Here is a 26,900-nt window from a genome sequence, read left to right as displayed (position 1 = left end):
TTTTTTGAATATAATGTTGTTACATTAAATGTATAGACAGTATATTTGTAGCGTTAACTGGAAATGGTAATTAGTGGTTAAATAGTTATTTTGCAACTGACACTGAAAAAGCGGTTTCCCATTTAGCAAAGATGACAATGCCAATCGAGAATGACATAAAACAGACAACATCGTTCAGGTCGCCCTATCATCGGATGACAGTAAACCTGATGTATACGAACGGGTGGATATGCGATGAACAGATGCATTTATTAAAACCATACGGATTAACCATTCAGCAGTATAATGTCCTGCGAATTTTGCGCGGACAGTATCCTAATCCGGTTAAAGTAGCGGATATTACGGAACGCATGCTGGATAAAATGTCCAATGCCTCCCGTTTGGTCGATAAATTGCTGGCAAAAGAATTAGCGCATCGTACCGAATGCCCCAACGACCGCCGGGCTGTCGATGTCGTGATCACTGAAAAAGGGCTGGATTTATTAAAAATAATGGATCAGCACCAAAACCAGTGGGAAAAACGGTTTCACAACCTGACTGAAGACGAAGCCAATGAGCTGAACCGCCTTTTGGACAAACTTCGGGGTTCGTCCGAATAATCAATTCCTTTTTAAATTAATCAATTACAACCAACCAATTTCCCTAAATTAAATTTAATCTCATGTACAAGCAAATTTTAGTAGGATTCGTGGCCCTGAGTGTGGCAATCAGCAATCCCGCAGCAGCCCGCGATGGTGTTTCAGACAATGCCAAAAAAAGTGTAGCCAAAACGACGACTTACAACATCGACACCGATAAAAGTGTGTTGACCTGGAATGGTAAAAAAGTAACGGGCGAGCACGGTGGTCCCGTAAAGGCTGAAAAAGGCTATTTAACCCTCAGCGGCAACCAGTTAAAAGGCGGTGTGGTGTCGATCGACCTCCGGACCATCACCAGCACCGACCTGAAAGACAACAAGGAATACCACGATAAGCTGATCAACCACCTGAAGTCGGATGATTTCTTTTCGGTTGCCAAACATCCGGTTGCTACGTTTAAAATTACGAAAGTGAAAGCCACCGCAGGCAATGTAGCGGATGTAACGGGCGATTTGACGATCAAAGGAATCACCAACCCCATAACGTTCCCCGTAACGTATTCGGTTGCTGGTAATACGTTGACGGCTAGCGGAAAAGCGACCATTAACCGGGCAAAATTCGATATTAAATACGGCTCGAAGTCGTTCTTCGACAACCTGGGCGACAAAGTGATTTATGACGACTTTACGGTTGACATGAACATTGTCGCAACGGCAGATAACGCGGCATCAGGCGTGAAGACAAAATAAGTTTTTAAGATTACCCCCGTAACGAACCGCGTTCCTGATGATCAGGACGCGGTTTTTTTGTACCTACGGCCCGCCCGGCAGTCCGTGGGTACCTCCGTCAAACCGGGGCAGATCGTCCAGAAAATCAACGGTATTGAGCTGGTAATCGACGCAGCAGCAGAAATGCGTCAGGCCGTTGGTGACTACCATGTAGGGTGCCTGGTGAACGTGGTTGTAACGGCCAATCTGATCGAACACCTGCTGGGTTACGGTAACCTGGGGCGCTTTGCATTCGACCAGCAAAAACGGTTTTCCGTTGCGGTCGAACACCAGAAGATCCGTCCGCTTCTGGAGCTGGTTCAACTTTAGTCCGCCTTCACTTCGAATCAACGATTTTGGATAACCATACTGATTCAGAAGCAGATGAACGACGTGCTGGCGCACCCATTCTTCCGGCGTAATGAGCACATACTTCTTCCGCAGCACATCGAAAATATACGGTTTGCCGCCGATCTGCTTCGTATTGTAATCAAAAACCGGTAGGTTTAGCGATTCCATTCTTCAAAAATACGGAATCTGACGGATTAACAGGATGCTGATTCGTCTGTCGACCTATTCTACACTTCAAACGATGAAAACTAAAGATGAAATTGTCCGGAACTGGCTGCCCCGCTATACCGGAACGCCCATTGAGCAGTTCGGCGAATATATTTTACTGACGAATTTTATCAATTACGTCGAGTTATTTGCTCAGAAATTCGACACCGAAATCCACGGGCTGGGCCGGGCCATGCAAACCGCCACGGCCGATAACATCACGATCATCAACTTCGGGATGGGGAGCGCCATGGCGGCAACGGTCATGGATTTGCTGACGGCCGTGAGTCCCAAGGCGGTATTGTTTCTGGGAAAATGTGGCGGTTTGAAAAAGACCCTGGTCGGCGATCTGATTCTGCCCATTGCGGCCATTCGGGGCGACGGCACGAGCAATGATTACCTGCGGCCCGAAATTCCGGCCCTGCCGTCGTTCCGGTTGCAGCGGGCGGTTTCGTCCATGATCAAGAAAAACGAGATGGATTACTGGACCGGAACCGTTTATACGACCAACCGGCGCATCTGGGAACACGACGAAGCATTCAAGAATTACCTGGTCGAAATCCGGGCAATGGCGATCGATATGGAAACGGCCACCATTTTTACCGTCGGTTTTGCCAACTCCATTCCGCACGGTGCTTTGCTGCTGGTGTCCGACAATCCGATGGTTCCGGAGGGCGTCAAAACCGAAGAAAGCGACAAACGCGTGACCGGCATGTTTGTCGAAAAACACCTCCAGATCGGCATCGACTCCCTCCGCGAATTAGCCACATCGGGCGAGTCCGTCAAACACCTGCGGTTTGAGTAAGCGTTAGATAGTGGAATGATGAGTTATGAATGATGAACGATGAATGGGCTTCGCCGATAAACATTCATCGTTCATCATTCATAACTCATCATTCAATTACAATAGTCGCTAATCGCCTTGTACGACGGCGTGTAGCCCAATTCGCCGGATTTGCTGAGGTCGAGGCAACCGCCGTTTTCGTCGCCGAGACTGTGGCGAATAATGCCGCGGACGTAATAAACTTCGGCGTATTTCGGATCGAGTTGGAGCGCACTGTTGCAATCCAGAATGGCTCCTTTCTGGTCACCCTGCTGCGAACGGATGAGTCCGCGGGTGAAATAGGCTTCGGAATACGTCGGGTTTAGTTCGATGGCCTTGTTCAGATCGGCAGTGGCACCCTTGACGTCGTTGGTTTTGCTTTTGCTGATAGCCCGGTTAAAATAAGCTTCCGAGCGCTCGGTCGACAAGGCATCGATGATGTTTTTTTGCTGCACCGCATTCCGCAAACCGTCCAGTATGGGTCGTGAAATCTTGCCGTTATACACCACTTTGGTTTCCACATTGGCATTATCGAGTTCAATGGCCGTACTGAAATCCTGAATCGCTCCGCGCTGATCGCCCAGTTTTCCGCGGCAAAAGCCCCGGCCGTAGAAAGCGCGGTAGTTGGTTCCTGAAAGAGCGATCGCCCGGTCGTAATCGTTCATCGCACTTTTGTAATCTTCCAGCTTACTTTTGGCAAAGCCCCGGTTATAAAAAGATTCCCCGTCTTCCGGAGCCAGTTCAATCGCTTTGTTCAGATCTTCGGCTGCTTTCTGATATTGTTTTAACTGCACCAGCGAGGCTCCCCGGCCCGCATACGCCTGGGCGCGTTTGGGATTCAGTTCGATCACTTTCGAAAAGTCGGCCAGACTGCCCGCATAGTCGTCCAGTTTCTGTTTGGTAATGCCACGGGCGTATAACGTCTGGACATTGTTCGGATCCAGTTCGATGGTTTTCGAAAAATCCTGCAACGCCCCCCGGTATTGTTCCAGACGGCTGCGGCTGACACCCCGGTAATAATACGCCTGCGCATCGTCGGGTGCCAGTTCAATCGCCCGGCTAAAGTCCATCAGGGCCGCGCGGTGGTCGTCCTGCTTGCTCTTGCTGACTCCCCGGCTGAGATACGCCAGGGCATCTTTTCCGTTCAGTTCAATGGCCCGATCGTAATCCAGAATGGCTCCGCGGTGATCTTTCAGATTCGCTTTGGCAAGCCCCCGGTTGTAATAGCTGGGTGCATTTTCGGGATTTGCTCCGATGGCCATGCTAAATGCCTGAAGAGCACCCATGAAATCGCCTGATTTGCTTTTTGTGATACCCGATTCAAAAAAATTAGCTCCCGTCTGTTGCGCTTGTGAGACAGTGATAGTGAGTAGGAGACAGACCAGGAAGGACAGAGGACGGTAAAGTTGGAACATAAGTAAAATTACGGTTGAGAGGAAGGCATTGGAAGGCTAAAAATAAGGTTTGATTGTCGATGCATCAACAATCGGTTACATTAAATTTTAGTGATTACCTAAATGAAAAATCCTGCTAACCGTTTTATGCCCGTATTTCTGCCAGGTACCCACAGACTTGAGTCCGTGATATTCTGGTGTGAATGACCAGTAGTAGGAAAAATGCGGACTCGAGCCCGTGTGGGTACGTGTCTGCTCGAACTGACAAAAAAATCAATTATAACGACAAAATGGCAGTAAACTTGAGCAAAAATTTATAAAAACTGACAAAATGGCTGTAAATAATGCGTTTTTCGAATTGGTACACAAGTTGAATAAGAGGAGATGTAGTTAAGAAATTAAAAAAATAACCAACATAAAGCCATGAGAACCTTAGTTCAATACAACCAGTTACCAACGTTTTTTGACAATCTGGTAAGCCGTGAATTCAACCGTCATTTCAGTACGCCAGCGGTTGCTAAATCCGTCAACTCGGTGGTTCCTGCCGTGAATGTGAAAGAAGACGAAACCGCCTATCACATTGAACTGGCCGCCCCCGGTTTGAAGAAAGAAGATTTTGCGATCAACCTGAACAACAACCAGTTGACCATCTCAGCCAAACTGGAAGAAGCGAAGGAAGAAAAAGCCGAAAATTATACCCGGAAAGAATTCAGCTACAACTCCTTCGAGCGGAGCTTCCGGTTACCGAAAAACGTGAACAACGAGCAAATCCAAGCCGCCTATACCGACGGTATTTTGAAAATCGATCTGCCGAAAGTTGAAAAACCGGTGATCGAACCCAAACAAATTGCAGTAGCGTAAGGTTAGTCGACGCATAGAAAGAAAACCCCGGCCAGTTTGGTCGGGGTTTTTTATGTTCGTATCCACGGACTAAACGGGGGCGCTCGCCGGTCCGTGGATACGTTGAAAAAAGTGCTCCAGTTTCTTTAAATCCAACTTTCCGCCCGTCCGGACTCCGCTGCAAATATCCAGACCGAAGGGTTGCACGGTATCGATAGCTTGCCGGACGTTCTCCGGATTCAGGCCACCGGCCAGAAAAACCGGTACCCGGCTTTGCTCCACAATCCGCCGGCTCAGCGTCCAGTCGTGCCGGCGACCCGTACCGCCCAACTCCTTCACCGCCAGTTTCGGATTGCCCGAATCCAGCAGCAACGCGTCCACTTCGTCGGCCGACGCCAGGGCTTCGTCGATGCTGACCTCGTCCAGCACGTGAATGACCTGCACCAGTTTGATCCCCGGCAAGGCCGCCCGCAGCGTCCGGTAACTGCCCGGCGGCAGGGCATCGACCAACTGAACGGTATTGGTAAAAACCCGGCGGTGGTGTTCGATCACGGCTTCGGCGGTTGGCTCACTCGTCAGTAGAAACGTAGCCACGGGTGGCGGAACGCCCTGCGCAATCGTTCGGATCAGTTCATCACCGATGATGCCCGGTCCGCTGGGCATCCGCCCAACCAGGCCCACCGCCGATGCTCCGGCACCGACGGCCATTCGGGCCTCTTCTACACTGCTGATGCAACAGATTTTGACGTGCATATCTGAAAAGAAAAGTAGTCTGATGGGGTGTTTTTAATGACAAAATAATGAACAAAGAAATCACAGTTCAGCTTTATAATCAGCAAAATCAGTATTGAACCCTTATTTTTGCGGTATGAATACGACGAACGATCCATACGCTGCCCTTCGTTACCCCGAATTTCGCTTTTTTGCCGCCAATAGTTTTCTGATCACAGCCACGCTCCTGATTCAGGAAGTCATTTTAGGGTATGAATTATACAAAATGACGCACGACCCGCTGGCGCTGGGGTTGGTTGGACTGGCCGAAGCGCTGCCGTTCATCGCGATGTCACTTTTTGGCGGTCACCTGGCCGACCGGCGTGAAAAACGGTCTATTCTCCAAATCAGTTTGTCAATCATCATTCTGGGTTCGGTCGTTCTGTACCTGGTTTTCCAGCCATCGGTTGTCGGAAATTTATCGAAAACCACGCAGCTGGTGGTAATTTACAGCGTGTTCGTGCTGATTGGTACCGCCAAAGGATTCTATTCGCCCACCAGTTCGTCTTTAAAACCGTTTCTGGTGCCGCGGGAATTGTACGCCAATTCGTCGACCTGGAGCGGGTCGTTCTGGCAGGCCGGGGCCATTGCCGGGCCGGGCATTGCGGGTTTCCTCTACGTCTGGCTGGGCCTGGACAATTCCCTGCTGGTCGTTATCGGGCTGTTGCTGGTGTGTCTGGTTCTGCTTTCATTCATTAAGAAAAAACCGGTTCCGGTGCGCGAAGGCCCGCAGGACAGCCTGTGGAACAGCCTGCGCGAAGGCATCCGGTTTGTGTTTAAAACCAAGATTATTCTGTATTCCATTTCGCTCGATCTGTTTTCGGTCTTATTCGGTGGCGTGGTGGCTATGTTGCCCATTTTTGCCGAAGATATTCTGAAAGTGGGGGCCGAAGGGCTGGGCATTCTGCGGGCGGCTCCGGCCATCGGTGCCATCGGAACCATGCTGCTGCTGACCCGGTTTCCGCCCACACACAATGCCTGGCGCAACATGCTCATTGCGGTTCTGGGCTTCGGGATTTTCACGCTGGTGTTCGCTTTTTCAACCCATTTCTGGCTGTCGGTATTTGCCCTGTTTGTGACCGGTGCGTTCGATAGCGTCAGCGTGGTGATTCGGAATACAGTTCTGCAAATTTTTCCGCCCGATCACATGCGGGGCCGGGTGGCGTCCGTAAACGGTATTTTTGTCAGTTCTTCCAACGAAATCGGGGCTTTCGAATCCGGTGTGGCCGCCCGGCTGCTGGGCGTGGTACCCTCCGTGGCGCTGGGTGGGGTTGTGACGCTGCTGGTGGTAGCGTATGTGTACTACAATTCCAAAGAGCTATTTGCGGTTCGGTTAAGTTAGCATCACTACAGTAACAAACCACCCGAACGGTTGGAATACCGGCCTGCGTGTCGTTACTTACAGGGTAAAACTGAAATCCATCTGCTATCGAACCATGCGTCTACTAAACCTGATTTTAAGCGGCAGTGTGTTGCTAACCCTTGCCTTGTCGGCATTTGAGCCGCCGAAAAAAGAAAAGAAATTGGTGAAAGTCTGGGAAACCGATTCTACCCTGAGCGTTCCGGAGTCGGTGCTCTACGACTCGAAAGGAAATGTGTTGTACGTGGCCAATATTGCCGGAAAATCCGATTCGCTGGACGGCGACGGTTTTATTTCGAAAGTATCGCTCGACGGGAAAATTGAAAGCATCAAGTGGACAACTGGTCTGAATGCGCCGAAGGGGATGGGAATCTATAAAAACCGCCTTTACGTCACGGATGTCTATCGGCTGGTGGCCATCAATCTGTCGAACGGCCAGGCCGAACAGACATGGGATGCAACGGACAAAAAGGCGTTTCTGAACGATGTGACAATCGATAAAGACGGAACCGTGTATGTATCGGACAGCCGGAACAGCAAGATTTACCGCCTGAAAGACAGCAAGTGGGAAATCTGGATCGATGGTGGAGAACTAAACAATCCGAATGGTTTGCTGGCGGTCGGCACGAAAAAAATGATGATCGGCAGCACTAAAATCGGGGCGTTGCAATCCATCGATGTCGAAACCAAAGCCATTACCAAAGTGGCCGACGGCATGGGCAATACCGACGGGATTGTGGCTGTTGGGAAGGATTTCATTGTTTCCGACTGGAGTGGACGACTGTTCTACATCACCGCCGATGGACAGAAGCAGCAAATGCTCGATTCCCGGCCCGAGAAGATGAATACCGCTGATATTGAGTACGTTTCGAGTAAAAAAATGATCGTTGTCCCGACGTTTTTCAGGAATAAACTGGTGGCCTACCGGGTGGAGTAAGTTTTAATCGGAACGCGGGATCAGGCTCGCGTTCCGATTAAATTTTCCACGGCTTTTTCCACATTTTCCGCATCAAATCCCTGCATGGCCTTTTCCATGTGTTTCACAATCTGATCGTTACCTAAATTCCCGATACTCCCTTCGTGCGTGTGGTGCAGGTCACGCGAAGCCTGGTAGGTGCCTTCTTCCACTTCGGTTTTTACCATCAGATACGCTTCCCGAAACGGAACGCCTTCCAGCACCAGCGCATTGACCCGCTCGACGCTGAACATCAGATCGTATTTCGGATCGTCCATCAGGTTGGGTTTCACCTGGATGTTTTCCAGCATAAAATCCGTGATTTCCAGACAGTCGAGTATCTCTTCAAAAGCCGGCATCAGAATTTCCTTCAGAATCTGCATATCGCGGTGGTAGCCCGACGGCAGGTTGCTCATTACGAGCGTCACCTCCATCGGCAGGGCTTTCAGGCGGTTGGTTTTGGCGCGGAGCAGTTCGGCCACATCGGGATTTTTCTTGTGCGGCATAATGCTCGAACCGGTCGTCAGGGCGTCGGGCAGCGTCAGAAAACCAAAGTTCTGGCTGTTATACAGGCAAATGTCCATCGCCATCCGCGAGAGGGTGGCGGCCACGGCGGCCAAAGCCGTCAGGGCTGTTTGCTCGGTTTTTCCCCGGCTCATTTGCGCGTATACCACGTTGACGTGCATGCCTTCGAAGCCCAGCAACTCGGTCGTCAGTGTCCGGTTGAGCGGAAACGACGAACCGTAGCCCGCCCCCGAACCGAGCGGATTCCGGTTGGCAAAGCGATAGGCGGTTTGTACCAGTAGCATGTCGTCGGCCAAAGCTTCGGCATAAGCGCCAAACCACAGCCCGAACGACGACGGCATGGCGATTTGCAGGTGCGTATACCCCGGCAGCAAATCGGCCTTATGCTGCTCCGAACGGGCAATCAGCCGGTCGAATACCTGGCGAACCGCTTCGGCCACTTTCCAGAGCCGGTCGCGGGTGAACAGTTTCAGGTCCACCAGCACCTGGTCGTTCCGCGAGCGTCCGCTGTGAATTTTCTTTCCAACGTCGCCCAGTTTCCGGGTCAGCATCAGTTCCACCTGCGAGTGAACGTCTTCCACGCCCTCCTCGATCACAAATTCACCCGCTTTAATCTGACCGTATATTTTTTTTAATTCATCGGTCATCATTCCTAATTCATCATTCGAAATCAGGCCGATGGTTTCGAGCATGGTGGCGTGGGCGAGGTTGCCCAGAACGTCGAAAGGAGCGAGGTACAAATCCATTTCGCGGTCGCGCCCGACGGTAAACCGCTCGATTTTTTCGGCCGCCGTGGAATCGGCCGCTTTGGAATTAGGGTCGGTAGTTGCTTTTTGCCAGAGTTTCAAGCGTGTGAGGGAGTATGTGGGAAAGCCGCAAAATTAAACGGTTCTTCCCGGACTATTTAGTAAATTTGTTAAAAAACAGGCGAGTTATGGAAGCGGTAAGCACACAGCCGGAGCAACTACGTCCGGATTACGAAACAGAACGCGGGAAAGCTATGCCCAGTAAGAATCATGCGTTAATTCAAAGCCGCCTACTTGTAGCCTTGTCAATTCGATACGGAAATCAGTACGATTTTTTATCGGAGGTTAGTCTGGCAATGGCTGAGAAATGGATCGTTCCCGATATTGCCATTTATCCGCAACTCACCTTTGACTCCCTGCATGATGAAACCCGGATGGCTCAAATGCCGCTGGGGGTTATCGAAATTATGTCGTCCCAGACGCAGGAAGAATTAGTCGAAAAATCAAATCTCTTTTTGCGGCTGGTATTCAATCCTATTGGTTGGTCAATCCCTTGTTTAAGATTATTCACGTCATTCATAATACAGAAACGTACCGGAATTTTATTGGCGGAACGCTGACGGATGAAAAGCTCGGTTTAGCGCTGGAACTGGAAGAGGTGTTTCGGTAAACGTAGCAGGAATCCGTTCGGATGGTTTATCTACCAGCCAGAGCGGTTTTTCGCACCTGCGAGGCTACCCACCAGAATACACAGGCCGCTGCCAGGCAAAGCCCCATGACCACAATCCAGAGCGTTGGGAAACCGGCCCGGGCCACGAGATGGGACCCAAAAGCCGGGGCCGTGATTTGGGCGACGGCATAAGCCATTGAATACAGAGCCAGGTACTGCCCCCGGTTTTGGCTGGTGGCCCGTTCCACCGTAAACGATTGCATGAACGGCATGGCCAGCATTTCGCCAATCGTGTTGATAAATACCGCTACAATCGCCAGAACGGGCCATATGCCGGTATTCAAAATCAGATAGGACAGTCCAACCAGCAAGGCACCGAAACCAATAATGACGCCTTTCCGGTGGGCATACCGCTTTTCGACGGCGTAGACCAGCGCCATTTCGGTAAACACGATCATCAGGCCGTTCATCGTCATCAGCAAGCCGATCTGGGTTTCTTTCAGGTGCAATACCTGTTTGAAATACAGCGGAATCAGGCTGAACAACTGCCAGAATCCAATTGCAAAGAGGATGGTGGCGCCCACAAAAACCAGAAACAACCGGTCCCGATAGGGCGACCGGCTACCGTCCGCTGGCACGTCGGTCTCCGAATTTACCGATACCGGACGATCCGGAACCGGCAAATACGCCCGCAAAACGACTGCCGCCACGATGCAGGTGAGACCATCGACCCAGAACAGAAGCCGGTAATCGATTCCGGCCAGATACCCGCCCAAACCGCCCCCGAGCGACCAGCCGAGGTTGATCGCCAGCCGGTTCAGTGAATAGGCGCGGGTGCGGTTTTCGGGAACGCTGTAATAGGCCACCGCCGACGAAACCGCCGGACGAAAGGCGTCTCCCAGCATGGTGTAGACGAAAACGACGCCACACATGGTGTATAACTCCTGGGCGAATTGCAGGAAAATCAGGAAAAAGCCCGAAGTCAGCAGGCTTAAAAACTGCACTTGGTAGAAGCCAAACCGGTCGGAGAGCCGACCGCCGAGAAACGTCCCGACCAGCGCCCCCGCCCCATAAACGGCCATTACCGTACCGGCTTCCGTCACACTGTAGTGCAGGTGTTGCGTCAGATACAGGGTCAGGTAGGGGAGCACCATCGTTCCGCTGCGGTTGATGAGCATCACCCCGCCCAACAGCCAAACCGGTGCGGGCAAACCCCGGTACGCATCCCGATACAGACGTAAACTGCGGCCAATCATAGCCGCAAAGGTCACCGGTTAAGGGGGAATAAAAAAGAAGGATTTCGTGTATGGACGCGGTTTGCCGTTATTTCTTGGCCAGTTCCTGCAACCGGATGTTCCGCCAGCGGACTTCCATCGGGCGCTGCACCTTGGTGCCGTGAACCTGCAGGGCGATAAAACCGCTGGTGGCCAGGGTGTCGGTGTAATCGGTGGTCTGAACGCCATTCAGAAAAATCCTGACGGTTTTGCCGACGGCTTCGATGCGGTATTTGTTCCAGTCGAATTTGTTGAACGCTTTCTGACCCGCCGGATTGTTCTTCAGATCGACCAGCCAGCCGCGCCGGGCCTCGTCGTACAAACCGCCACTCCAGGCCCGGGCTGCCGGGTCGATTTCCGCCTGATAGCCGTGAACGCGGCCGTTTTTGAAATCCGGGCGACTTTCGCTGCGAAACTGAATACCGGAATTCATGCCGGTGTCGACTTTCACTTCCAGTTCGAGAATGAAATCGTCGTAATTTTTAGTGGTACACAGGAACGTGTTCTGGGAATTGGGTTTGGAAACGCCAACGATTTCGCCGTTTTCGATGCGATACTCATTCTTGACCTGTTCCCCGCGAATGGTCCAGCCGGTGAGGTCTTTGCCGTTGAAAAGATTGATCCATTTGTCTTTCTGGAACGAGAAGAAAAGGAAGGCGGAAAGGAGGGTAAGAAAAGTTGCTTTTTTCATGAGTTTCAAAAGTTGTTTCGCAGAGTTAAGCGGAGTAAAAAAGAGTTTATCAGAGTTTTCTCCGCTTAACTCCTTTTTCTCCGATAAACTCTGCGAAACAACTTTTTTACTCCTTTTCCTCACTCCGGCGTCACAAAAATCTTCGGATCGGAGATCAGCTGCCGGTGTTCTTCCAGAAACTGCTTGAAAAGCCGGATTTCTTCCAGCTGTTTATCAATTGGATGCGTCAGCGAATAACTTTCGACATACACTTCTTTGAAATCCGTAATGAGGTATTCCATCAGCCGGATGCCGCGTTTTTTGAGCGCGTGGAGGTACAGGTTCTGGTGGTTGAACGTAAAGCGCGGATGTTGGTAGGATGCGGTGGTTTTGATATCGACGGCTTTGTATTTTCCGATCAAATCGACATAGCCGTAAAACAGCACGTCGTCGATCTCGTATTGGCAATAGACCTGGGTTTCGATGATGGGGCGGGGCAAATGCCGGCGGAATTTTTCCAGAATATCCGCATTGAACCGCTCCTCGTCTTCGCCCTTGATCACGGCGTCTTCAAACCGGCTGCCGCGCTCCTGCGCTACCGTCGCCGGGGCCGGAACCCGGTTGATGGTGTCGAGAAGCTGTTGCATGGTAAAATTTCCTCCGGACAGATACCGGGAAAACGTGTTCAATAGCGTGGGGTAGAAGCGGTATTTAATCATGACTACTGAACACGGTTTCGAGCCTGAATTGTTCGCTGCCCTCTAATTCTTAACCACCAGCACAACGCCCAGAACGATCAGCAGCACCCCGACGAGCCGCCAGACGGTCAATCCGTGTTCCTTGAATCCGAGCAACCCGTAATGATCCAGCACAACCGCAGCCAGCAACTGACCGGCAACGCTCAGGCTGAGCAGGTTGCCCGCGCCGATTCGCGGCACGGTAATGATAACCGTGGTCACATAAATGGCGCCCAGCAACCCGCCCGTCCATTTCCACCAGCTGATCTCCCGCAAGGTTTCGAGAGCCGGTATGGGCGTCCGGAAAGCCAGACACATCACTGCCAGGACCACAAAACCGGAGCCAAACGAGATGAGGGCCGCCAGAACCGGGTGGGCAATGGTCTGCCGCAACTGGGAATTCACGCCCGACTGGATGCTCGTTGCCGTACCAACCAGGAAGGCAAAAATGAAATAGAGTAAGTTCATAAGAAAATGATGAATGATGAATGATGGACGATGAATGATCAGGCCGCAGGAAACGAGCGAATTCATCATTCATCGTCCATCATTCATCATTTTTTAGGGAACGTATGACTCCAAGACCGTCATGTCGCCATCCGGCACCAGCGTTACGGAGGTGGTGGAAGCGGGAAGCAGGGCACATTGGCCCATTTTCAGCGGGATGCGGTACCCGTCGCCGGTTTCGACGGTCAGGGAGCCGCCAACGCAGACCAGAATCACGAACGAATCCAGGTGGGTGTAATCGTGCAGGACCTCCTGATCGAAGTGCAGCACGTTGGTGACAAAATAATCGCTGGTAACGGCATTGACGCTCGCATTCGGCTGCGGATCGTACTGCGTTTTGTAGTGATCGTAGTGTTTATAATCGATCGCATCGACGGCCAGTTCGGTATGCAGTTCGCGTTTCTGCCCTTTGTCGTCGGTACGGTCGAAGTCGTAAATGCGGTAGGTAATGTCGGACGTTTGCTGGATTTCGGCCAGTAAAATTCCTTTCCCGATGTAATGAACCCGGCCGGCGGGCAGAAAAAATACATCTCCGGCACTGACCGGTTCGATGTTCAGAATGTCCATCAGCGTGTTGTCCGCAACCGCTTTCACGTATTCGTCTTTGGTTACTTCCCGGTTAAAACCGGAGTTCAGCGTGGCGCCTTCGTCGGCTTCGAGGATGTACCACATCTCGGTTTTACCAAAACTGTTGTGGCGTTTTTTGGCCAGTTCGTCGTTCGGATGCACCTGAATCGAGAGGTCGTCGTTGGCGTCGATGAATTTGACCAGCAGCGGAAATTCGTTGCCAAACCGCTCGTAGACGTGTTTTCCAACCAGCTCGTCCTTGTATTTTTCCAGCAATTCCTTCAAACTAGTCCCTTTCAGCGGACCCTCGGCCACCACGGAGATGTTGCCCTCGACGCCGGATACTTCCCAGGTTTCACCACAGTTGGGCAGCGGTGCAAATTCTTTGCCCAGCACGGTTTTGATCTTTTGACCGCCCCAGATTTTATCTTTAAAAATGGTTTCAAACGTGAGTGGATACAGCATGGTTTACAGGATTTGTTCTAACATTCGGATATATAACTCGATTCCCTGTTCAATTTCCCGCAAATAAATAAATTCGTCGGCGGTGTGCGACCGTTCTGAGTGGCCGGGGCCGCATTTCAGCGACGGACAATCCAGCAGGGCCTGGTCGGAGGTGGTGGGTGAACCGTACGTTTCGCGTTTGAGGGCAATACCCGCCTGCACAATCGGATGATCGATCGGAATGCTCGACGGCTTCAACCGGATCGACCGTGGCTGAACGGTCGAGCGGATGTTTTGACGAATGGTCTCGATGATTTCTTCCAGTGTATATTGTTCCGTAGCGCGGACATCGACCGTGAACGTGCAGGTGTCGGGCACCACATTGTGCTGCGAGCCGGCGTTGATGATGGTAACCGACAATTTTACCGGCCCCAGCGTAGGCGAAATTTTTGGAAACGGATTACTCTTCAGCCATTCAATGTCTTTAATGGCGTAATAAATGGCATTATCGCCCTCGTCGCGGGCCGCATGACCGGATTTGCCCCGGGCCGTGCAGTCCAGCACCAGCAGTCCTTTTTCGGCAATGGCCAGCTGCATTTGCGTGGGTTCGCCGACGATGGCAAAATCGATGGGGGGCAGTTCCGGCAGAATCATTTCCAGGCCTTCGCGACCGGATATTTCCTCTTCGGCGGTGGCCGCCATCACGATGTTGTATGCCAGCTCTTTTTTGTCATAAAAGTGACAAAAAGTAGCGATGAGTGACACCAGACAGCCTCCGGCATCGTTGCTGCCCAAGCCATAGAGTTTGCCTTCGCGTTCAAGGGGTTGAAACGGATCGAAGGTCCACGACGCGTTGGGTTTGACCGTATCATGGTGCGAATTAAGCAGCAGCGTCGGTTTTGCGGGGTCAAAAAAGCGGTTATGCGTCCAGACATTGTTTTTCGTACGCCGGTAGGGAATGCCGCGTTTCCGAAAAAACTGTTCGATCACCAGCGCCGTACCGGCTTCTTCCCGGCTGAGCGAAGGTGTTGCGATGAGTCGCTTTAAAAGGTCGATGGCCGATTCAGTTTGTGTCTCCAACGAATACGCCGTTAGTTGTGAAATCATGTACGTCTCCTTAGTTCAGTTACGGTATAGGCACTAGAATAGAAACCGGATGATCGCTATCCTTCATAAAATTTCAGATTCAGATCCCGCAGAAATTTCTTGATAATATCAACGTGGACGCATTGCCCAACGTTCAGAAACGGGTAATTGGACACCCGGGTTTGGCGGCCGTTGACAATCACATCCCGGTCTTCAATGTCGAAACCCAGGTGGAGGTGGCGCGTCGAACTTTGCATACCATAGATAATACCGCTGGTATCAAAAAGCGGACCACCACTTTGGCCCCGTAAACCGGGCGTACTCATTTCAATGCCAACAACTTCGCCGTTCTCGGCCCGCAACCGCGTTACGATGCCGTCGATGGGAAAGCGCGGGGTGTTGCTCCGGCCTTCGGCGGTCCACTCAATATCGTCATGCTCGGGATTAAAGCGGTAATTGGTAAATTCCGGAAACGGGTAGCCCAACCGGCATAAGCTCCGGCCCTGCTTGATTTTACTGCTGTCCCGCAGGAAAACCGCACAGGCATTGTACTTAATCTGCTGATACCCTTTGAATTGAATAACGGCCAGATCCTGCGTCGGGTGAAAATGATAGGTGATTTCCGAAAACTGATCGACCGAATTAACAAACTGGTTTTTGATCCGGATAATGCTTTCCTGGCGCAGGTTATATTTTTTTTCCAGATCCTCCAGTCGGCGGGTCTGGTTTTTGTCGCGCGGAATCGACCGTCGTTCTCCCTGAAACCGGATGTAATTTTGGTGGATCGTGTCCGAATTGATGAGTTGTTCTGCAACGTGTTTGCAGGTAACGGCGCAGGCCTGCTCATTCACAAAAAACATGGTTGAACAGGCCGGAATCACTTCGCTGCTGCCATACCGCCGGACAATCGATAAAATAGGACGTACAAAAGGGTCGACCCGCTCAATGGCTTCAACAAACATAAATCTCGGTGGTAAAACGGTCGCGCAAGTTAGCAAATCCGTTGATTTTACTTTTCCGATTTTTTATCGAGCAGGTTCAGAAAACCTTCGAACTTGTCCCGGTAAGAAGCCCCAAGTGGAATTTTTGCCGAACCGACAAAAATGGTACGGTAATTATAACTGCTGATTTTGGATAAATTCAGTAAGTACGATTTATGAATCCGGAGAAATCGATGCTTCGGCAGCAGAGTCTCCATTTGGGAAATTATTTCGTTGACAACGATCATTTTCTGATTGATAAACACCTTGCAATAGGTGCCAAACGCCTGTACATACTCAATATCATTGTAGTCGAACCGTTGCATGGCGTGCCCTACCTTTAAAAAAATGAATTGCTCTTCGGTTAAGCTATTTTGACCGACCTGAACCCCCAGCGCGCGATTGACGGCCCGGGTAAACCGGCTAAAGGTGAATGGCTTGAGCAGGTAATCGGCCACATCGAGATCGTAGCTGTCGACGGCAAATTCGATGGCAGAAGTGGTGATAATGACCGGTAGCGTTCTTGGAAAGGAGTGAAGCAAATCGAGCCCCATCTGATCCGGTAGGTTAACATCCAGCAGGATAAGGTCAAACTGCTGCTGTTGCAGGAGAGTGGTTGCCTCTCTAACCGTTCCGCACACCTGCGGTGGCATAAAAAAAGGTAACCGCGCCAGGTATTCCTGCAGTATGGTTACGGCCGAATCACAATCTTCCACAATCAGGCACTGACGATATTTCATAAGATCAAATTTCGTAGGAAAGAGATAAGGTAGTTACTATGCAACGGTAATATAGTAAATAAAAGTAAACCTCTTCCTTGAGCAAACAAGTTGTTGAGAAACTTCTATTCAGCCTGCTATTTGGTACGTTGATGAACCAAAACTTCTGTTTTATGTCTTTTGAGGGATATTTATACTTATAAACGGGGCTTTTATTTACTTATTTACTAGTTGAATTACCCAAAGATAGGTATTTATACTCTATGTGCGTTAGTTTGTAGCGTTAATCTGTACGTTGGTGTTGTTATCGTTGAACAATGGGCTATGTGGCGGGATAATTGTATTTAACAATCATGTAAAATCAGTAACATCGCTGCTGATTTTAGACTGAAGAAACTAGTTCAGTTCTTTTCCGAAGGGCTCCGGCTCGTGGAAAACCGGTATGAAACCGGGAATGCTGGTTTCTGCATAGCCAACATAATTCATTAAAGTCTATCATTTTTCTCTGTCTTATGAAACGTGCCTTAAAAGACGAAGAACTCATTGGTTCGTATTTGAAGACCCGTCGTGCGGATTGTCTGGATGCCTTGTATAAACGCTATGTGCACAAAGTGTACGGTAGCTGCCTGACGTTTACCCGGGATCCCATCAAGGCGGAAGATTATACGCACGACATTTTTCTTCAGGTATTCATCAAGATCGACCAGTTTCAGGGCCGTTCCGCCTTTTCGACCTGGTTGTTTTCCATATCGCAAAACTACTGCCGGCAGAAAAGCCGGGTGGCAAACCGGATGGTGGTGGTGGCCATGGACGAGGTTGATATCGACAATTTTCCCGATTCGGAAGGAAGTGATACGACGCACGCGATGCTGAGTCAGATGGCGGTGGTTATGGAGGGAATGGCACCGGACAAAATGGCCATGCTCCATCTTAAATACGTGGACAATATTGATGTTACCGAAATAGCCCGGCAATTCAATATCAACCATAGCGCGGTCAAGATGCGGTTAAAGCGCACGCGTGAGCAGGTGGTCGATGCGTATCAAAAGCAATTTATGATGGACTGAATAACCGGCTCGTACGCATCCATCCGGACAGTCTTTGGGCTGAAACCGCCCGACGACATCGACCATGTCGCGCTGAAAACGCATGACCTGGTCGATGTCTTTGTAAGCCATCGGCGCTTCGTCGAACCCTTCACCGATCAGAGTAATGCCCTTCTGGTTCAGCACATCCTGAACCTGCGACCAGGTCAGACTATTTTTAGCGGCTGTTCGTGCCATTTTCCGCCCGGCCCGAACAATAAAACCAGGTTGGGGCATCGAACCCGGAATTATGCCCAGCCGGTAACGGCGATTAGGGTAAGGCCTTTTCAAACCGTTCATAGACAAGCCGATACTGCCGGTGTCGGTCGGCGTCCGGTTCAAAAGTCTGGCCAAATCCAACCTGTCGGGTGGCTTCAACCAAGGATGAAACTCGTCCCATAGCCTTCATGGTTAATAAAATTGCGCCAATGGCCCCGCTTTCGTTGCTTTCATTGAGCCGAACCGGTACGCCAAAAATATCGGCCATCATCTGCACCCAAAACGCGGACTGGGCAAAACCGCCGTTGGCGTGAATCACTTTCGTTGGGCCGGTATATCGCGACAAAATGCGCTCGATGCGAAGCAGATTGAACAGAACGCCTTCCAGTGCGGCCCGAGCAAAATGCGCCCGCCCGTGCTGCCAGTCGACGTTCAGATAAGAGCCGCGCACCCCGGCATCCCAAAGTGGCGCGCGCTCGCCCTGCAAATAGGGCAAAAATAAGAGATGATCCGACCCGGCGGCCACCGTAGCAGCTTCGGCCAAAACAGCCTCGGTTTCGGCTTGCATCAGTTTTTCCGATACCCATTGCAGGACATTGGCCCCGTTGTTGGTGGGTCCGCCCACCACGTAATAATTTCTATCGACGGGATCATTCACATTCAGGATGTAGCTGAACAAACGGCCTTTTTCTTCCCGTAAAGGCCGCTGCACCGTCCGGCGGATGGCGCCACTCGTGCCAATGGTAATGGTGGTAATGCCCGCTTCGATGGCCCCGGCGCCCAGATTTGCCAGACAACCATCCGACGCGCCAATGTATAAACCGGCGTTCGCCAAACCGGCGCTGATGGAGCCGGGCAGACTCGGGTTGTTCAATTTGCCAGCGTACGTCGTGGGAACCGGTTCCGACAATTGTTCGATCCGAATACCGGCAAATTCGAGTGCGGGCGGATACCATTCCTTCCGCTGGCTGTCGAACAAACCGGTGGCGGTGGCAATCGAATAGTCAATCTGATAGTTGCCGGTCAGTTTGTGCCAGATGTATTCCTTGATCGAAATCCAGCCCGTGGCCCGGCGCAACAGCCGGAGGTTGTTCTCGCGAAACCAGGCCAGTTTGCAAAGCGGAATCATCGGATGCAGGGGCGTACCGGTTTGCTGATAAATGTCTTTGCCGAGAGTCGCCTGTTCACCACGCAGGGAATCGGCCTGCTTTTCGGCCCGGTTGTCCGACCACAGAATGGCGTTGGTCAGCGGTTTTCCGGTGTCATCGACGGCCATACAGCTGTGCATGGCCGCGCTAAACCCAACGGCTTCGATGCGGCCCTGTTGCTGGTCAACCTCCCGGCAAACTTCGTCCAGCACGCCGATCAAATGGGTCCAGACTTCATCCGGGTCCTGCTCCGCAAAGCCGGGCTGGGGGTTGAGCGTGGCCAGCGGAGCCGACGCGTGGGCGATAATCTGACCGGTTTCCGGTTGGAAAGCGAGTGCTTTAACGTTTGTTGTGCCGATGTCGACGCCAAGGATGCAGTTGATCATATTGAAGGGCGGGCTAGTGCCGTGCAAAGAAATGGGAAAAAGTAATAGCGATTTCGGAAAAGGCCAAACGACCTTGCGGCAATCTTTGATAAACAGCCCGTTTTGTGATAAGTTTGTTGTGTTTTAATTATACGATGTCTTTCCATAGATCAATTTCTTCTTTCGTCCTTTTGTTGTTTGCTGGCTGGATTCTGGCCTGTAATCGCAGCCAGCAATGGACTGCTATACCAGAACCGTCCGGGTTGAGTGGCCAGGAACTCGCCCAAACCTATTGCAAAAGCTGCCACGCCTTTCCGGCTCCGGACTTGCTGGAAAAAGACATCTGGAAACGGAAGGTTTTGCCCCAAATGGCGCTGCGAATGGGTTTTTCGGCCGATTCCCTGTCGCCTTTCCGGCAGTTGAGCGACCCCGACGAAATCCAGCGGGTGTTGCAGTCGGGCGTATTTGCCGGAACTCCGATGGTGCATCCCGACGATTGGGCGAAAATTTCGGCGTATTACCTGAAAAACGCCCCCGAAAAATCACGGCCCCAAGCCCCCAAACCGTCGATTGATTACCAGCTACCGCTTTTCAAAATCCGCAAACCGACCCAGTCGGTCGATAATCTGGTTACGCTACTGAAATACGAACCGGTAAGCCAGCGAATCGCGGTGGGCAGTCGGCGTGGAAAGCTTTACTTTTTGAACAGTGGCTTGCAAAAAGTCGATTCCCTGATCACGTTTTCGCCCCCTTCCAGCCTGCGGGCCCGGACCGACGGAAGCCTCGATGTGTTGACGATGGGGACGATGGATCCCAACGATCTTTTGAACGGCGAACTGCTGCACATCAACCAACAGCCGGCAACGCGAAAGATCGAGCGGGCGGTTTTGTTGAAACGGCTGCAACGACCGGTCGACGCCACCTATGCCGACCTGAACGGCGATGGGAGAGAAGATATTCTGGTTTGTCAATTTGGATTTTATGTAGGCCAGCTCACCTGGTTTGAAAATGCCGGATCGACTTACCTTGAACACGTTCTGGAACCCGTACCGGGCGCGGTGCGAACCGTCGTGACCGATATGAACGGCGACGGCAAGTCTGATATTGTGGTTCTGCTCTCGCAGAGTGACGAGCAGGTGGCGGTTTTCAACAACGAAGGCGGGGGGCGGTTCTGGAAAAAAAACGTGCTGCGGTTTCCGCCGGTATTCGGCTCCAGCTACCTGGATGTTGTTGATTTTGACCACGATGGCGACATGGATTTGTTGTATACCAACGGCGATAATGCCGATTATTCCAACTCACTGAAGCGGTATCACGGTGTCCGCCTGTTCCGGAATGAGGGCAATTTCAAGTTCCGGCAGTTGTGGTTTTATCCGATGCACGGAGCGACCAAAGCCCTGGCCCGCGACTTCGACGGCGATGGCGATCTGGACGTGGCGGCCATTGCTTTCTTTCCGGATGTGACGCGCAAACGACTGGAGAATTTTGTGTATCTGGAAAACCGGGGCAACAACCGGTTTCGTCCCAAGTCGTTTCCCGAGGCTGATCTGGGGGCCTGGCTGACGATGGATGCCGCCGACGTTGATCGGGATGGCGACGAGGATATTCTGCTGGGTTCGTTTGCCTTCCGGGTGACGCCCACGCCGAAGGAATTGCTGAACCGCTGGCGTCAATCGAAAGCCGGGGTTATCCTGCTGGAGAATCAATTGAAAAAGAAACCGCTATAGATCGGTAGGTTGCCGTTTGTTAAAAAGCGCTTTTGAAGCCCGCCATCGTTGGCGACCCGCGGCTGGTACGGATAAAAGCCGCTTTCCTACGGCTGATTGACTAAAATAGATGATTCATGTCAGAAAACTTGGTGATGGGCGCATTTATTCGGTCATTTAACCGGTATAGACTGTAAAGATTCCCCTGGGAATACCCGCATGACGAATCAACAACTTAGTCTCGTTAAACAAACCTGGAAATTGCTGCGCGACGTTGATCCGGTGGTGCTGGGGGATGTTTTCTACGGGCGGTTATTCAAAAAATACCCCATGCTTCGGGCTTTATTCAAAGGCTCGATGGAAAGTCAGTATGAAAAATTCATTTCCATGCTCAGCATCATTGTGGCCCGGCTCGATCGACCGGATACCGTTGCGCAGGAAATCAATCAACTGGCCGAGCGGCACGAAGGCTACGGCGTCAAGCCCGAGCACTATGAAGCGGTGAAAGAAGCCCTGTTGTGGACGCTGGAGAAAGGCCTGGGCATCGACTGGAACGATTCGGTGGAAGAGGCCTGGGAAGCCTGTTACGACTCACTGACCGAAGCGATGATAAAAGATTCGATCCGGAAATAAACGGGTGTTGCACCGCTCGTATACGGTTTTCCTTTTCTGGAATAAAGCAGAGCCGACGGGAGCCATTCGGGAGGCAAGTTATGGATAAAGAGTAAGTTACGTTTTCTGAGTTGCTTAACAGCGCCCGTTTTGCTGGACACTCTATTTCTTGACGCCAGAGGTTGGTAGGAACAGGGTGGAGGGGTGAAATTAAGAACCGGTTGGAACCTGCTTTCAGCTAGCAAAAAAAAATACCTTATAAGTAGCTCATAAGGTATTCCAGGTACCGGGAGCGGGAATCGAACCCGCACGAACATTACTGCTCACAGGATTTTAAGTCCTGCGCGTCTACCTATTCCGCCATCCCGGCTTGATAGAGACCAGATTTTACAAAAAAAGCACCGCGGTGGGTGCTTTGAGCGAAAGACGGGGTTCGAACCCGCGACCTCGACCTTGGCAAGGTCGCGCTCTACCAGCTGAGCTACTTTCGCGTTCTATGCCAGAACGTTGGCGTTTTGTGGATGCAAATATAAGGGCTCTGCGACGTTTGGCAAGCACTTCCCTGAAAAAAATTTAGGATAATCGCCATTACCGCCACTTGTCTTCTGATTATGAATCGGTTAAAATCAGCAGAAGAACAAAGAAAATATTCAAACCCGTGCCCGAAAGCAGCGTCATCGTCATCGCCGACCGGAAATCCGCCTGCCGACTGTCACCAAATACCCGGATTGTCCAGAATACAAAATAGACGACGCCCGGCAACAGACAGACGGGTAGTAACCAAAATACCGGCTCCCCGCCAAAATACCAGTAAAAACCGCCCAACGACAGGGCAAACCAGATGACGGTATTCAGAAAGGTTCCGCGAATGCCCAGCAGACGGCTCATCGTCAGGTCGCCCCGGCGGCCATCTTCCTCGTGCTGATACACCTGCGTAATCGGGTAGATCGCCAGCAGGTTCAGGGTGCAAAGCAGCGCCCCCAGCAGGAGCCGGGGATTTGTCAGTTCCATGATCGGCAAATCGTCGATGGCCTGCAACGTCATCAGGTACGTAAAACCACCCTGGAACAAACCGATTACGAGCCAGCTGGCAATCGGGTATTTTTTTAATCGAATGATCGGGTGACTATACGCTTTGGAAATCAATCCGTAAATGAGTAAATAGCCCACAAATGGCCAGCCGATCCAGACGCCAATCACCAACGCCAGCAGATCCAGCGCCCAGGCGACGGTATACAGGGTTTTGTCGACCGGCGGAGGGGTTTCCAGAATGCCGATACTGCCTTCGTCTTTGTCAAAATAGCTGTTATAGGCGTTGCTGGCCGGATAAAGCAACAGGTGAATAACCGCCCAGATCGCCACAACCCGTCCCCAATCCAGCGTCCCCTGACGAAGCTCGGTCGACTGACTCAGCGCAAACAGAAAGACCGGCAGTAGAAAAAACGAGAACGGCACCCGCAAATGCAGCCAGACAGTTCGGAAAGTCATACGGTGGGGCCGGGCAAGGATGAACGAGATTTCATAGTCGAAAGTCTAACATTAAAGTGAACGTTTGGTTATAGGAAAGATTGAGACGGATTCGGATGACTCCGGTAACAATGAATTGCACTAAATGGATAGCTACATTACCGCCATCGGTACGGCCGTACCGCAATACGGCTTTTCGCAGTTGCAAATCGCGTCGTTCATGGCGGAGGCTCTCCAACTTGACGAGCCAAACCGGCGTAAATTGCAGGCCCTGTATCGCCTGACCCGAATTGACCGGCGGCATTCCGTTTTGCCCGACTACGGTGCTTCGCCGGGTGAATATACATTTTTTCCGAACACCCCGGATTTGGAACCTTTTCCAACGGTCGGAACCCGGATGGAACTGTACCGGAAGGAGGCCCTGCCGCTGGCCGTAGCCGCCATTCAGGATTTGTACCGGGATGGCCGAAAAACGGTTATTCCGACGCATTTGATCACCGTAAGCTGCACGGGCATGTATGCGCCGGGGCTGGACATCGACCTGATTGAAGCCCTGAATCTGCCGACCACCATCCAGCGTACGGCCATCAATTTCATGGGTTGCTACGGAGCTTTCAACGCACTGAAAACCGCCGATGCCTTCGTTCGCGCCGATGCGTCGGCCCGCGTTCTGGTCGTTTGCCTGGAATTATGCACGATCCATTTTCAGAAAAAAACCGACGAAGATCACCTGCTTTCCAACGCCCTTTTCGCCGACGGAGCCGCAGCTGTTTTGATTGAAGCTCAGCCGGGCCGGGAAAAACCGACGCCCTCTTTCCGGATGCGGACGTTCTTTTGTGACTTGTTGCCGGACGGGAAAAATGACATGGGCTGGATCATCAACGACCACGGTTTTGAAATGACGCTGACCTCCGACGTGCCGACGGTGATTCGCCAGGGCATCGGAAAAGCTCTTTCCCGGCTGCTGGAACACAGCGGACTGGCCATCGAAGACATCACCTATTACGCCATACACCCCGGCGGACGCAAAATTCTGGAGGTCATCGAGCAGCAATTGGGCATCGAAGCCACCGAAAACCGCTTTGCTTACGAGGTCCTGCGGAAATTCGGTAACATGTCGTCGGCGACGGTATTGTTCGTGCTGAAAGAAATCCGGAACCACCTGCTCACGGAATCCGGAGCGGGCAACATTCTGAGTTGTGCCTTCGGGCCGGGTCTGACGCTGGAATCGATGATTCTGGAGATTGTTCCGACGGTTTTACCCGTCCACGACTCATCGGCTCCCGAAGCTATTGCAATACCTTCCAACGCATGATTCCCCAGCGGTGCAGCCGGTAGCGCAGCGACACCGCCAGAACGCCCAAACCGTAGATGCTACTGCGCCGAAAATTGATGGACGACGCTTCCTTAAAATATTTCGTCGGGCAGGTCACCTCGGCGATTTCGAAACCTTTGTGAAAAATCTGCGCGATCATTTCATTGTCGAAAATAAAATCATCGGAGTTGTGCGTGAAATCCAGACTGCGGATCACCTCGCCCGAAAACGCCCGGTAGCCGGTATGGTATTCCGACAGTTTCTGGTTCATCAGCACATTCTGCGTTAGCGTCAGAAACCGGTTGGCCACGTACTTGTACAGCGGCATTCCCCCTTTCAAGGCGCCTTTTCCCAAAATCCGGGAACCAAAAACCACCGGGTACAAATCATTCCCGATCAGGCTGACCATGGCCACAATTAATTTCGGAGTATATTGATAATCAGGGTGTAACATCACCACAATGTCCGCCTTCAGTTCCATGGCCTTGCGGTAACAGGATTTTTGATTTCCGCCGTAGCCTTTATTTTTTTCGTGTCGGATAACATGCCGGATACCCAGGCGGTTAGCTTCATCAACCGTATTGTCTGGACTGGCATCATCGACCAGAATGACCTCATCGACAATATCGAACGGTATTTCGCGGTAGGTACGTTCCAGGGTTAAGGCGGCCCGGTAGGCCGGTAATACAACTACGACTTTCTTATCATGATACATATTTGCAAAAATAAGGAATCAACCGAAATCATAACCTGTTACTGAATAGAGCTATATTGCGATTAGTTTTCCAAAACGATTTGTTTGGTTCTACAACTCAACGGTTTCATGGCTAATTCTGTGCCAGTTTTGAGTTCGTTGGCCCTGATGAAGCAATCCTATCACACTTAATACTACGAATGTTCAACTTATGAGTTACGAAACCATATTTTTTGTCTGCTTTGCACTCTTTGTTTTGTTGGTCATGGCCTTCGATTTGGGCGCCTTTACGAAGCAGAAAAGCCATATTGTTAGTTTTAAGGAAGCCGGTACGTGGAGTGCGGTCTGGGTGGCGCTGTCGATCGGGTTTTATTTTTTCATTAAAAACTTCGGCTACCTCGTCCACGGCATTACCGACATGGCGCGGCTGGAAGAAATTCGCAGCCGGTATGCCGACCACCTGAAGCTGATTCCGGGCAATTTTGAACAGAGTCTGGCCATTTTCCAGAACAACATGGCGCTGGAATACATCACCGGTTATCTGGTAGAGTATTCATTATCAGCCGATAATATCTTTGTCTTCATCATGATCTTTGCGTCGTTCGGCGTACGGCAGAAGTTCTACAAAAAAATTCTGGTCTGGGGAATTCTGGGGGCCATCATCCTGCGGTTTATCTTCATTTTCGTCGGCTCCGCTCTGCTGCAGCGTTTCGACTGGATCATTTATATTTTCGGGGCCTTTCTGGTGTATACCGGTGTTAAACTCTTCTTCGAGAAAGACGAAGATCAGCACATGGAACCGAAAAATCACCCGGTGGTGAAGCTGACGGCCAAATACATGAACGTTTATCGCCGGAACGTTATCGACCACTTTTTTGTCCGCCGGAAATCCGACCGCAAGCTGTTCGTAACGCCCCTGTTCATTGTCGTGATCGTTGTCGCGTTCACCGATCTGGTGTTCGCCGTCGACTCGATTCCGGCCATTTTCTCGATCACCAAAGATCCGTACATCGTCTTTTTCTCGAACGTTTTCGCCATTATGGGTTTGCGGTCGATGTTCTTTTTCCTGTCGAGCATCATGAATCAATTCCGCTTCCTGAAAACCGGTCTGGCGGCTTTGCTGACCTTTATCGGGTTGAAAATGATCTTCCACAGCTGGCTGGAAGAGCACGGTTTTGAGACGGTTTACTCGCTCTATGTCATTCTGGCCATTCTCGGCGTTAGTATTCTGGCCTCCTGGCTGATTCCGGAAAAGAAAAAGGAACCCGAAGAAGTACAGGTCTAAGTACCCACGGACTAAGTCCGTGTTCGACCGTTA

At 51.3% G+C, this 26,900-nt stretch carries 28 protein-coding genes and 2 tRNA genes; 12 read left to right on the top strand and 18 right to left on the bottom strand.

Annotated elements, in window-relative coordinates:
* The first annotated feature begins 137 nt into the window (after window positions 1–137).
* On the top strand, window positions 138–599 hold the full coding sequence (locus EHT87_RS13555; RefSeq protein WP_124907146.1) for a MarR family winged helix-turn-helix transcriptional regulator: 462 nt from the start codon (window positions 138–140) through the stop codon (window positions 597–599).
* 62 nt (window positions 600–661) lie between these two features.
* On the top strand, window positions 662–1,327 hold the full coding sequence (locus EHT87_RS13550; RefSeq protein WP_124907145.1) for a YceI family protein: 666 nt from the start codon (window positions 662–664) through the stop codon (window positions 1,325–1,327).
* A gap of 63 nt (window positions 1,328–1,390) precedes the next feature.
* Here the strand turns inward: EHT87_RS13550 and EHT87_RS13545 are convergent, their stop codons facing one another.
* Window positions 1,391–1,864: a type I restriction enzyme HsdR N-terminal domain-containing protein gene (locus EHT87_RS13545; RefSeq protein WP_124907144.1), complete on the bottom strand. Its 474-nt coding sequence runs from the start codon at window positions 1,862–1,864 to the stop codon at window positions 1,391–1,393.
* Between the two features lie 73 nt (window positions 1,865–1,937).
* Here EHT87_RS13545 and EHT87_RS13540 point away from each other — a divergent pair, with 73 nt between their 5' ends.
* Complete coding sequence (locus EHT87_RS13540) at window positions 1,938–2,708, top strand: AMP nucleosidase (RefSeq protein ID WP_124907143.1); 771 nt, start codon at window positions 1,938–1,940, stop codon at window positions 2,706–2,708.
* Between the two features lie 92 nt (window positions 2,709–2,800).
* Here EHT87_RS13540 and EHT87_RS13535 read toward each other — a convergent pair whose 3' ends face one another.
* Window positions 2,801–4,141 carry a tetratricopeptide repeat protein gene (locus EHT87_RS13535; RefSeq protein WP_124907142.1) on the bottom strand — a complete coding sequence of 447 codons (1,341 nt, stop codon included), beginning with the start codon at window positions 4,139–4,141 and terminating at the stop codon, window positions 2,801–2,803.
* A gap of 402 nt (window positions 4,142–4,543) precedes the next feature.
* Between EHT87_RS13535 and EHT87_RS13530 the strand changes: the two genes are divergently transcribed.
* Window positions 4,544–4,981: an Hsp20/alpha crystallin family protein gene (locus tag EHT87_RS13530; protein WP_124907141.1), complete on the top strand. Its 438-nt coding sequence runs from the start codon at window positions 4,544–4,546 to the stop codon at window positions 4,979–4,981.
* A gap of 69 nt (window positions 4,982–5,050) precedes the next feature.
* Here EHT87_RS13530 and EHT87_RS13525 read toward each other — a convergent pair whose 3' ends face one another.
* The gene (locus EHT87_RS13525) at window positions 5,051–5,713 is read right to left on the bottom strand and encodes a phosphoribosylanthranilate isomerase (protein WP_124907140.1); all 663 of its coding nucleotides are present in this window, start codon (window positions 5,711–5,713) and stop codon (window positions 5,051–5,053) included.
* A 115-nt stretch (window positions 5,714–5,828) separates the two neighbouring features.
* On the opposite strand from EHT87_RS13525, the gene EHT87_RS13520 reads away from it, so the two are divergent.
* Both EHT87_RS13520 and EHT87_RS13515 read left to right on the top strand, forming a co-directional pair.
* Window positions 5,829–7,073 (top strand): MFS transporter, encoded by a 1,245-nt coding sequence (locus EHT87_RS13520; RefSeq protein WP_124907139.1) that lies wholly within the window; start codon window positions 5,829–5,831, stop codon window positions 7,071–7,073.
* A gap of 94 nt (window positions 7,074–7,167) precedes the next feature.
* Entirely contained in the window at window positions 7,168–8,028 is an 861-nt protein-coding gene (locus EHT87_RS13515) for an SMP-30/gluconolactonase/LRE family protein (RefSeq protein WP_124907138.1), read from the top strand.
* A gap of 20 nt (window positions 8,029–8,048) precedes the next feature.
* On the opposite strand, the gene argH is transcribed toward EHT87_RS13515, so the two are convergent.
* The gene (argH, locus tag EHT87_RS13510) at window positions 8,049–9,419 is read right to left on the bottom strand and encodes an argininosuccinate lyase (protein WP_124907137.1); all 1,371 of its coding nucleotides are present in this window, start codon (window positions 9,417–9,419) and stop codon (window positions 8,049–8,051) included.
* An 86-nt stretch (window positions 9,420–9,505) separates the two neighbouring features.
* On the opposite strand from argH, the gene EHT87_RS13505 reads away from it, so the two are divergent.
* Complete coding sequence (locus tag EHT87_RS13505) at window positions 9,506–9,937, top strand: Uma2 family endonuclease (protein WP_185716207.1); 432 nt, start codon at window positions 9,506–9,508, stop codon at window positions 9,935–9,937.
* A gap of 76 nt (window positions 9,938–10,013) precedes the next feature.
* On the opposite strand, the gene EHT87_RS13500 is transcribed toward EHT87_RS13505, so the two are convergent.
* The 8 genes from EHT87_RS13500 to EHT87_RS13465 form a co-directional block, all read right to left on the bottom strand.
* Window positions 10,014–11,243, bottom strand: coding sequence for an MFS transporter (locus EHT87_RS13500; protein WP_124907135.1), 1,230 nt, complete (start codon window positions 11,241–11,243; stop codon window positions 10,014–10,016).
* Between the two features lie 67 nt (window positions 11,244–11,310).
* Entirely contained in the window at window positions 11,311–11,952 is a 642-nt protein-coding gene (locus EHT87_RS13495) for a 3-keto-disaccharide hydrolase (protein ID WP_124907134.1), read from the bottom strand.
* 119 nt (window positions 11,953–12,071) lie between these two features.
* Entirely contained in the window at window positions 12,072–12,650 is a 579-nt protein-coding gene (locus tag EHT87_RS13490; RefSeq protein ID WP_124907133.1) for a PD-(D/E)XK nuclease family protein, read from the bottom strand.
* Between the two features lie 42 nt (window positions 12,651–12,692).
* A complete protein-coding gene (locus EHT87_RS13485; protein ID WP_124907132.1) occupies window positions 12,693–13,136 on the bottom strand; it encodes a DMT family transporter in 444 nt (147 codons plus the stop codon).
* 93 nt (window positions 13,137–13,229) lie between these two features.
* Window positions 13,230–14,207, bottom strand: a complete 978-nt coding sequence (locus EHT87_RS13480; protein WP_124907131.1) for a type I phosphomannose isomerase catalytic subunit — start codon at window positions 14,205–14,207, stop codon at window positions 13,230–13,232.
* A 3-nt stretch (window positions 14,208–14,210) separates the two neighbouring features.
* Window positions 14,211–15,293: a M20 family metallo-hydrolase gene (locus tag EHT87_RS13475; RefSeq protein WP_124907130.1), complete on the bottom strand. Its 1,083-nt coding sequence runs from the start codon at window positions 15,291–15,293 to the stop codon at window positions 14,211–14,213.
* 56 nt (window positions 15,294–15,349) lie between these two features.
* A complete protein-coding gene (locus EHT87_RS13470; protein ID WP_124907129.1) occupies window positions 15,350–16,234 on the bottom strand; it encodes a trypsin-like peptidase domain-containing protein in 885 nt (294 codons plus the stop codon).
* Window positions 16,235–16,281: 47 nt separating this feature from the next.
* Window positions 16,282–16,992, bottom strand: a complete 711-nt coding sequence (locus EHT87_RS13465; protein ID WP_124907128.1) for a LytR/AlgR family response regulator transcription factor — start codon at window positions 16,990–16,992, stop codon at window positions 16,282–16,284.
* Window positions 16,993–17,483: 491 nt separating this feature from the next.
* Here EHT87_RS13465 and EHT87_RS13460 point away from each other — a divergent pair, with 491 nt between their 5' ends.
* The gene (locus EHT87_RS13460) at window positions 17,484–18,038 is read left to right on the top strand and encodes an RNA polymerase sigma factor (RefSeq protein ID WP_124907127.1); all 555 of its coding nucleotides are present in this window, start codon (window positions 17,484–17,486) and stop codon (window positions 18,036–18,038) included.
* On the opposite strand, the gene EHT87_RS13455 is transcribed toward EHT87_RS13460, so the two are convergent.
* Both EHT87_RS13455 and EHT87_RS13450 read right to left on the bottom strand, forming a co-directional pair.
* A complete protein-coding gene (locus tag EHT87_RS13455) occupies window positions 17,979–18,293 on the bottom strand; it encodes an RtcB family protein (RefSeq protein ID WP_229321052.1) in 315 nt (104 codons plus the stop codon). The genes EHT87_RS13460 and EHT87_RS13455 overlap by 60 nt on opposite strands.
* Window positions 18,294–18,327: 34 nt before the next feature.
* The gene (locus EHT87_RS13450; protein ID WP_229321050.1) at window positions 18,328–19,809 is read right to left on the bottom strand and encodes a gluconokinase; all 1,482 of its coding nucleotides are present in this window, start codon (window positions 19,807–19,809) and stop codon (window positions 18,328–18,330) included.
* Window positions 19,810–19,943: 134 nt separating this feature from the next.
* Between EHT87_RS13450 and EHT87_RS13445 the strand changes: the two genes are divergently transcribed.
* Complete coding sequence (locus tag EHT87_RS13445) at window positions 19,944–21,515, top strand: FG-GAP repeat domain-containing protein (RefSeq protein ID WP_124907125.1); 1,572 nt, start codon at window positions 19,944–19,946, stop codon at window positions 21,513–21,515.
* Window positions 21,516–21,713: 198 nt separating this feature from the next.
* Window positions 21,714–22,127 carry a globin domain-containing protein gene (locus tag EHT87_RS13440; RefSeq protein WP_124907124.1) on the top strand — a complete coding sequence of 138 codons (414 nt, stop codon included), beginning with the start codon at window positions 21,714–21,716 and terminating at the stop codon, window positions 22,125–22,127.
* Between the two features lie 263 nt (window positions 22,128–22,390).
* On the opposite strand, the gene EHT87_RS13435 is transcribed toward EHT87_RS13440, so the two are convergent.
* The 3 genes from EHT87_RS13435 to EHT87_RS13425 form a co-directional block, all read right to left on the bottom strand.
* A tRNA-Leu gene (locus EHT87_RS13435) sits at window positions 22,391–22,476 on the bottom strand.
* A gap of 48 nt (window positions 22,477–22,524) precedes the next feature.
* A tRNA-Gly gene (locus tag EHT87_RS13430) sits at window positions 22,525–22,597 on the bottom strand.
* 118 nt (window positions 22,598–22,715) lie between these two features.
* Entirely contained in the window at window positions 22,716–23,594 is an 879-nt protein-coding gene (locus tag EHT87_RS13425; RefSeq protein ID WP_124907123.1) for a UbiA family prenyltransferase, read from the bottom strand.
* A gap of 124 nt (window positions 23,595–23,718) precedes the next feature.
* Between EHT87_RS13425 and EHT87_RS13420 the strand changes: the two genes are divergently transcribed.
* Window positions 23,719–24,888 (top strand): type III polyketide synthase, encoded by a 1,170-nt coding sequence (locus EHT87_RS13420; protein WP_124907122.1) that lies wholly within the window; start codon window positions 23,719–23,721, stop codon window positions 24,886–24,888.
* Here the strand turns inward: EHT87_RS13420 and EHT87_RS13415 are convergent.
* Entirely contained in the window at window positions 24,863–25,603 is a 741-nt protein-coding gene (locus EHT87_RS13415) for a glycosyltransferase family 2 protein (RefSeq protein ID WP_124907121.1), read from the bottom strand. The two genes, EHT87_RS13420 and EHT87_RS13415, sit on opposite strands and share 26 nt — an antisense overlap.
* A gap of 190 nt (window positions 25,604–25,793) precedes the next feature.
* Between EHT87_RS13415 and EHT87_RS13410 the strand changes: the two genes are divergently transcribed.
* Window positions 25,794–26,867 (top strand): TerC/Alx family metal homeostasis membrane protein, encoded by a 1,074-nt coding sequence (locus EHT87_RS13410; RefSeq protein ID WP_124907120.1) that lies wholly within the window; start codon window positions 25,794–25,796, stop codon window positions 26,865–26,867.
* Window positions 26,868–26,900 lie beyond the last annotated feature (33 nt).

This window comes from Larkinella knui, assembly GCF_003858645.1.
In the GTDB taxonomy this organism is placed as follows: Bacteria; Bacteroidota; Bacteroidia; order Cytophagales; family Spirosomataceae; genus Larkinella; species Larkinella knui.
Note: the sequence above shows the minus strand (reverse complement) of the source record. Positions and strands in the feature narration are given on the sequence as shown.